Source organism: Brachybacterium sp. ACRRE, assembly GCF_022346485.1.
In the GTDB taxonomy this organism is placed as follows: domain Bacteria; phylum Actinomycetota; class Actinomycetes; order Actinomycetales; family Dermabacteraceae; genus Brachybacterium; species Brachybacterium halotolerans.
The window spans coordinates 36546-43077 of the sequence record NZ_JAKRMO010000037.1; the positions used below are offsets into that span (position 1 = coordinate 36546).

Here is a 6532-nt window from a genome sequence, read left to right on the forward strand (position 1 = left end):
GTCGTGGCGCCTCGCGCTCGCCGGACGGCGGGGCGCTCGACTGCACGGCCAGTGTAAGCAGCGCTCACATCGCTGTCGAGAGGCGTCAGGAGCCGCGGAGCAGTCGTCGATGGAGACGTGGGTCGAGTTCCTCTAGGGTTCATCCGCATGAGGGGAATGCGGAGTGGAACGTCCAGGGCGCGGGCAGTCGTCGCGGTGAGCGCCGGAGGCCTTGCGATCACCCTCGCAGGCTGCTCGTCGGGAGGCAGTGTCGGCTCCGGGGCGGAGGAGAAGGATGCGCCGCAGAGCATCGAGATCGTCTCGGACCCGGAATCGACAGGGAAGCCGATCGACCTGGATCGGCCTCTGCACGACTCGGGGATGTTCGAGCCCGAGAAGTGGCCGTCGGCCTGCGAACTCACCGATGAGGCGACCATCTCCGGAATCCTCCCGCAGGTCGACCAGCTGTCCGTGGGCACGCAGGACCGCGACGTGAGCCTGCTGTCCATGGGCTTCGGCGGCGGGGAGGACGAGGGCGAGGACGAGGTCACGATCCCCGACGCCGAGTGCGCCACCGGCGTCGGCTTCCCCGAGGAGATGGGGATCGGGCAGGGCGACGTGACCTTCGCCTTCCGCAGCACGATCGATTCCGCCGGCTCGGAGGAGTTCGTCTCGCGCAATGCGGGCAGCCACGGCGGGCAGAAGGAGACGATCGGGGACGCGACCTGCTGGAGGCCCCCGAACGGCCTGGAGTACCAGTGCACGCTGGAGAACATCGCCTTCACGATCTCCCTCGACGCCCGCCCCTACGGCCAGTACCTCCACGAGGCGGAGAGCCGGTACACGGTCGACGGCGAGGACGTCACCATCGGCAGCGACATGGACGCCTTCCAGACGATGGTCGACCAGGAGGTCCTGCGCCCGACGGTCGAAGCGGCGATCGACCGGCTGGGCTGATCGCGCCACGGGGCTGAGCGACCGGCGGAGCCGGGGGAGAATCGTCCGGAGCACGCGCCCGACGACGAAGGAGCCCTGTCCATGACCGACCACCCCCGCAGGATCATCCTGGACTGCGACCCCGGCCACGACGACGCCGTCGCGATCATGCTCGCGCTCGGCTCCCCGGCGATAGAGCTGCTCGGCGTCACGACCGTCGGCGGGAACCAGACGGTCGAGAAGATCACGCGCAACGCCCAGAGCGTGCTCGAGGCGTGCCGGCGCCAGGACGTGCCCGTGCACCGGGGGAGCGCCCGGCCTCTGCTGCGCGAGGTGCACGTCGCGGGTGACATCCACGGCGAGAGCGGCCTGGACGGCGTGGAGCTGCCCGAGCCCACGGTGCCCGTCGCCGCGCAGCGCGCGGTCGAGTTCATCGTGCAGACCGTGATGGAGTCCGAGCCCGGGGAGATCACCGTCGTCGGCACCGGTCCGCTCACCAACCTCGCGCTCGCCGCGCGACTCGAGCCCGCGATCATCGACCGCGTACGCGAGGTCGTGATCATGGGCGGCGGCTATCACGAAGGCAACGTGACGCCGGTGGCCGAGTTCAACATCTGGGCCGATCCGGAGGCCGCGGCGATCGTGGTCGACGCCGGCTGGGAGCTCACCATGGTGGGCCTCGATCTCACGCATCAGGCCCTCGCCACCGCCGACGTCGAGCAGCGGATCGCGGAGATCGGCACCGACCTCGCCGCGTTCTTCCTGGGGCTGATGGCGTTCTTCCGCCGCGCCTACCAGGAGAACCAGGGCTTCGACGACCCGCCCGTGCACGATGCCTGCACGATCGCCTACCTCATCGACCCCGCCGTGGTGCAGACGCGCCGCGCACCCCTGCACGTCGAGACCCGCGGGGACCTCACCCGCGGCATGACCGTCGCCGACCTGCGACCCGGCACAGACCTCGCGGGATGCCATACGCAGGTCGCGACCGTGCTCGACGCGGAAGGATTCTGGCGGCTCGTGGTCGACGCCGTGCGCGCGCTGGGGTGAGGTGCTGGGGACGTCGGCGCTCGTCGGGGGAGTCTGCGCAGGCACAGCCGACGCACAGCGCGGCCCTGCGGGAGGGCTAAGGGGGCTCCGTAGCGTCGCCGTCATGTCTTCACACCGCTCCAGCACCTCGACGCCTCGTCTCACCACGTCCCTCACCCGGCCCACCCGGCGCGGCCTGCTCGCCGCCGGCGGGATCGGCGGCATCGCGCTCCTCGCCGCCGGCTGCAGGGGCTCGTCGTCCTCCACCGCGGCCGCGACGCTCGACGGCGACTCCGTCAGCGGCGCCGTGGACGGCGACTTCTGGGACGAGAAGAGCATTCACACGCTGTCCGTCGTCTTCGACGAGGACGACTACGACGAGATGATCGAGGCCTACGTCTCGAGCCAGGAGAAGAACTGGATCGAGGCCGACGTCGAGATCGACGGCAAGGTCTTCACGAAGGCCGGCATGAAGCTCAAGGGCAACTCCAGCCTGCGCAGCCTCGCCGGCGGGCAGGGGCAGGGCGGCGGGCCCGGCGGAGCCGCCGCGTCCGACGGAGGCGGCGACTCCGCGTCCGACGGCGGCGGCGCCGCGGCCGGAGGCGCGCCCGGCGGCGACGAGGGCGACGGCAGCATCTCGAAGGACGATCCGACTGGGCTGCCCTGGATGATCCGCCTGGACAAGTACACGGACGGCCAGAGCTACAGCGGCCGCAGCCGCTTCGTGGTGCGCGGCAACAACACGGAGACCTCGATGAACGAGGCGGTCGCGCTGGACGTGCTCGCGCTCGCCGAGGTCCCCGCCGAGAAGTACGCCTTCACGCGGTTCAGCGCCAACGGGGCCGACGCGCAGCTGCGCCTCGTGCTCGACGTCCCGGACGACGACCAGTGGAACGACGACGCCTTCGACGGCACCGGCGCGACCCTCAAGGCCGACTCCGAGGGCGACTACTCCTACCGCGGGGACACGGCCGACGACTACGAGGACGCCTTCGACGCGAAGTTCGTGGCCGACGACCTCGACGAGGACGACGTGTTCGCCGCGCTCGGCAGCTTCCTCACGTTCGTCAACGACTCCGAGGACGATGAGTTCGCCTCCGGCCTGGACGACAGGTTCGACGTCGACGGCTTCGCGACCTACCTCGCGGTCCAGGAACTCGTGCAGAACACCGACGACATCGACGGCCCGGGCAACAACTCCTACCTCCACTACGACCCCTCGTCGAAGAAGTGGTCGGTGGTCGCCTGGGACCAGAACCTCTCCTTCGGAGGCATGGGCATGGGCGGCGGAGGCGGTGCGCCCGGCGGGGACGGCGCCGGGGACAGCGCCGCGGCCAGCGACGGAGGCGGGGACGACGCCAGCGACAGCGACGACGCGGCCGGCGGCCAGAAGCCCGACCAGGGCGAGATGCCCCAGGGCGGGGGCCAGGGCAGCGGCGCAGGCGGCGGTGGCATGGGCGGGAACATCCTCGCCGAGCGCTTCATGGACGACGACACCTTCTCCGACCTCTACGAGTCGACGCTCGCGTCGGTGCGCAAGGCCGTCTATACCTCCGGCGACGCGACCGCGCGGGTGAAGGCGCTGTCCTCGCTGCTGACAAAGGACGCGAGCGACCTGGTCAGCAGCGACGACATCACGTCGGATGCGAAGACGATCACCGACGTGATCGACGGCTGAGAGGTCGCTACGCTCGAGTCTCCACCCACGGAAGGACGCGAAGATGCTCACCGGAATCGACCCCCTGCTCAGCGGCGACCTGCTGCGCCTGCTCGACCACATGGGCCACGACGACACCCTGCTGGTCGCCGACGCGCACTACCCCTCGTACCGCTCGGGGGCGCCGGTCATCGACCTGCCCGTGACCTCGCCCGAGGCCGTGCGCGCGATCCGCACCGTACTGCCCCTGGACCTCTACGCGGGTCCGTCGGCCACGCTCATGAACCCCGAGCCCGGCACAGGCGAGGAGGTCCAGAAGCAGCTCAAAGAAGCGATCGCCGCGCCGAGCGAGGATCGCTTCGAGTGGATCGACCGCTTCGCCTTCTACGAGCGCGCGGGCTCGATGTTCGCCGTCATCCGCACAGCCGAGGTCCGCAAGTACGGCTGCATCATGATCCGCAAGGGCGTCGTCGGCGACGAGGAGTCGCGCGGGGCGTGAAGTCGGGAGTGGGAGAAGGTCGCAGCATGTCGACGTCTGTCCGGGGGGTTCGGGCTCGGGACGTCCGTGTCTCTAACGACCGGGCAGTCCTCTCTCGGCTCCTGGATGGCGGGCCGCAGTCGTCGCGCGAGATCGCGAGCGCGACAGGAATGACTCCGCCGACCGTCGCCGCGGGGCTCCGCAAGCTCGTGAGCGCAGGGTTGGTCGAGTCCCGCGGCAGACGGTCGGGCGGTCCCGGAAAGCCGCCCATGGTCTGGGGGATCGCGGAGACGGCGGGCGTGGTGATGAGTGTCGATGTCGCAGCGCGCGAGATCCGTATCCAGGTCGATCGGGCCGATGGAGAGGTCATCCTCCATCACGAGGAGCCCACAGAGGAGCCGAGCGCCGGATCGACGCTCGACGCCATCAGCCGCTGCGTGCAGGTGTATCGCGAACACACCGGCTTGGAGGTCAGTGACCTGTGTGCGGTGGTGCTCGGTTCCCCTGGCGTCGTCGAAGCTGGGCACGGTGGAATCGACCTCGCCCCGAACCTCCTCGGCTGGTCCGGAGGGGGAGTCGTCGATGCGCTGCGCGATCTGCTCGGTGAGGGACTGGAGATCGAGAAGGATGTGCATCTCGCCGCACGTGCCGAGGCCGAGGTCCTTGCTCCGGGCGTGCAGGGCGACTTCGTCGTGCTCACCATCGACAGAGGAGTGGGCGCCGCGATCGTCCTCGAAGGTGAGCTGAGGAGGGGGCATCGGGATGTCGCAGGCGAGATCGGGTACCTCACTGTCACCGTCCCCGGAGTCGGGGAGGATGCTGACGGGTCGGGAACCATGCGCGCGCCATCCGATGATCCGGAGCGCCTCACACTCGAGGATGCGGCATCGAGCACGGGACTTCTCGCGGCCGCGGAGTCGCGGGGCGCGCCGCACAGCGATGTGGAGTCGCTGATGCGGGCTGCGCGTGAGGGAGACCCGCTTGCGCATGAGGTCGTCCGCATGGAGGGGTGGCTGCTTACCTGCGGCATCGAGGCTCTCATCCTCGGCGTCGACCCGAAGGTCGTCGTCCTGACCGGCAGCGTGGGTCTGGCGGGGGGCGAGGTGCTCGCGACGCAGATCCAGGAACAGCTCTCGTGCTCGCTCCCCTTCCCCCCTCCCGAGGTCCGCGTGAGCGCCGTGGGTCGGGATGCCGTCCTGCGCGGTGCGGCGATTCGAGCGCGAGAACTCGCGCGCACGAGCTTGCTCGGCGAGCTCGAGCGCGATGCCGTCACTCCCGTGGTCTAGGCGGGAGCTCTTCCAGGAGCGGGTCGGCGATGGAGATGCGCGCACGCCCGCGGGTCGCGTGAGCTCTTGTTAAGAAAAGACTTTTCTTTTAGGCTCGCACCGCGCATCCACCGGTCGGGTGGTGCACGGTGGCGAGGAGGCGACCATGCAGGAGACGAGCACGGGGGTCCCGAGCCTGAGGCGGCGCATCGGCCCGTTCCAGGCGACGACGATGAACATGTCGCAGATGGTGGGCATCGGCCCGTTCATCACGATTCCGACGATGATCGTCGCGTTCGGCGGACCGCAGGCGATCGTGGGGTGGATCGCCGGAGCGATCCTCGCCCTGGCGGATGGATTCGTGTGGGCCGAGCTCGGTGCGGCCATGCCCGGGTCGGGCGGCACCTACGTCTATCTCCGTGAGGCGTTCTCCCGGCGCACGGGTCGTCTGATGCCGTTCCTCTTCGTGTGGTCGGCAGTGCTGTTCATCCCTCTCACGATGTCGACAGGCGTGATCGGGTTCGTGCAGTACCTGGGATACCTCGCGCCCGGAATGGGGAAGGGGGCGGGAACACTCGTCGGGCTCGGGCTTATCGCATTGATCGTGGTGGTGCTCTGGCGCCGCATCGAATCCCTCGGCAAGCTGACGGTCGCCCTCTGGGTCATCATGATCGCGACCGTGATCACGGTGATCCTCGCGTGCTTCACGCACTTCCACGGTGCACAGGTGGTCGACTTCCCGGCGCACGCCTTCGACATCACCCACGGCGGGTTCTGGGTCGGTTTCATCTCGGGTCTGACCATCGGGATCTACGACTACCTGGGTTACAACACGTCCTCGTACATGGGGGCCGAGATGCGCCGTCCGTCGCGGACGATCCCCGTCTCCATCGTGGTCTCCGTGGTCGCGATCATGGCGATCTACCTGGCGCTGCAGATCGGTGTGCTGGGAGTGGTGGATTGGCGGGAGATGCTCGACCAGGACTCCCAGGCATACACCTCGGTGGTCTCGCTAGTGCTGCAGCGGACATTGGGGGCCGGTATCGCGCATGTGGTCACGGCATTCATTGAAGCGCCCTGGGTTCCGTTCCGAGTCTCACGAAGGAGAATCGGAGTATGCCCAAGAAGTTCAGCCCAGAGCTCCGTGACCGTGCCGTGCGCATGGTCCACGACCGTCAGGCCCGCGAG

6 protein-coding genes and 1 pseudogene are annotated in these 6532 nt (G+C 69.0%); all 7 read left to right on the plus strand.

The window, feature by feature from the left end; translation table 11 throughout:
- Positions 1 to 195 precede the first annotated feature (195 nt).
- Complete coding sequence (locus MHY49_RS11800) at positions 196 to 936, plus strand: hypothetical protein (protein WP_239204329.1); 741 nt, start codon at positions 196 to 198, stop codon at positions 934 to 936.
- Positions 937 to 1017: 81 nt separating this feature from the next.
- Positions 1018 to 1965, plus strand: coding sequence for a nucleoside hydrolase (locus MHY49_RS11805; RefSeq protein ID WP_239204331.1), 948 nt, complete (start codon positions 1018 to 1020; stop codon positions 1963 to 1965).
- Between the two features lie 103 nt (positions 1966 to 2068).
- Entirely contained in the window at positions 2069 to 3622 is a 1554-nt protein-coding gene (locus MHY49_RS11810; protein ID WP_239204333.1) for a CotH kinase family protein, read from the plus strand.
- Positions 3623 to 3665: 43 nt separating this feature from the next.
- Positions 3666 to 4100 carry an RbsD/FucU family protein gene (locus MHY49_RS11815; protein WP_239204335.1) on the plus strand — a complete coding sequence of 145 codons (435 nt, stop codon included), beginning with the start codon at positions 3666 to 3668 and terminating at the stop codon, positions 4098 to 4100.
- A 26-nt stretch (positions 4101 to 4126) separates the two neighbouring features.
- Positions 4127 to 4300 (plus strand): annotated as a pseudogene (locus tag MHY49_RS19370) (winged helix-turn-helix domain-containing protein); the annotation flags it as partial.
- A gap of 48 nt (positions 4301 to 4348) precedes the next feature.
- On the plus strand, positions 4349 to 5365 hold the full coding sequence (locus MHY49_RS11820; protein WP_239204337.1) for an ROK family protein: 1017 nt from the start codon (positions 4349 to 4351) through the stop codon (positions 5363 to 5365).
- 145 nt (positions 5366 to 5510) lie between these two features.
- The coding region (locus MHY49_RS11825) for an APC family permease (protein ID WP_239204339.1) at positions 5511 to 6532 on the plus strand (1022 nt) is incomplete at its 3' end.

What these genes read in the sequence shown, in the direction of transcription:
- MHY49_RS11805 (WP_239204331.1), top strand. Translation starts at nt 1,018, where the DNA reads ATGACCGACCACCCCCGCAGGATCATCCTGGACTGCGACCCCGGCCAC.
- MHY49_RS11810 (WP_239204333.1), top strand. Translation starts at nt 2,069, where the DNA reads ATGTCTTCACACCGCTCCAGCACCTCGACGCCTCGTCTCACCACGTCC.
- MHY49_RS11815 (WP_239204335.1), top strand. Translation starts at nt 3,666, where the DNA reads ATGCTCACCGGAATCGACCCCCTGCTCAGCGGCGACCTGCTGCGCCTG.
- MHY49_RS11820 (WP_239204337.1), top strand. Translation starts at nt 4,349, where the DNA reads ATGGTCTGGGGGATCGCGGAGACGGCGGGCGTGGTGATGAGTGTCGAT.